This window comes from Methylacidimicrobium cyclopophantes, from assembly GCF_902143385.2.
In the GTDB taxonomy this organism is placed as follows: Bacteria; Verrucomicrobiota; Verrucomicrobiia; order Methylacidiphilales; family Methylacidiphilaceae; genus Methylacidimicrobium; species Methylacidimicrobium cyclopophantes.
Window position 1 is genome coordinate 1 of record NZ_CABFUZ020000050.1, and the last position, 610, is coordinate 610.

General features: G+C 66.7%; 2 protein-coding genes. One reads left to right on the forward strand and one right to left on the reverse strand.

Annotated features, from left to right (window positions below; genetic code table 11):
- Positions 1 to 367: arsenate reductase ArsC (locus FN369_RS01140; RefSeq protein ID WP_142524384.1), on the forward strand; the 367-nt coding region annotated here is incomplete at its 5' end.
- Positions 368 to 403: 36 nt separating this feature from the next.
- On the opposite strand, the gene FN369_RS01145 is transcribed toward FN369_RS01140, so the two are convergent.
- The coding region (locus tag FN369_RS01145) for a hypothetical protein (protein ID WP_142524385.1) at positions 404 to 610 on the reverse strand (207 nt) is incomplete at its 5' end.

Below are 610 nucleotides of genomic sequence, written 5' to 3' on the forward strand. Positions count from 1 at the left end.
GGGCTCCCGCCCCACCGGCCGGGTCAATCCTCACGCGATTTCCGTCCTCCGGAAAGCGTACGGGATCGACGCATCGACCGCCCGCAGCAAACGGATCGAAGAACTTCCTCGGGAGCCCTTTGACGCGGTGATTACGCTCTGCGACAGCGCGGCGGCCGAGTGTCCCGTCTGGCCCTATCCCGCGGCACGCGCCCACTGGTCCTTTCCCGATCCAGCCGCCGTGGAAGGAACGCTCGAGGAAAAGGAAAGGGCCTTCGGAGAGGTCGCCCGTACTCTCGAAGAGCGATTCCGGCGTCTGCTCTCCCTGCCCGTGGAAAATCTCGATCGCCAGGCATTGGAGAGCGAGCTTCGCAAGCTCGCTTCCTAGCCTCCGACGGCTGCCGGCACGAAAATACCAGCCGCTTTATCCGGCGGGGCTCGTCATTTGGGCTCTCGATCCATTCGGCTCCACGGAGCGCTCGACCAGCGTCCGCAGCCGATCGACGCCGACGGGCTCCTGTTCCAAGAGCGCAACGACCACGAGGCGCTTGGCGTGAGCGGTCGCCACGGATTCGATCTCGCGCCGTTCGTGAAGCGCCCGCTGCCGCAGGAGGGGCGCCCGCGGCTCCGC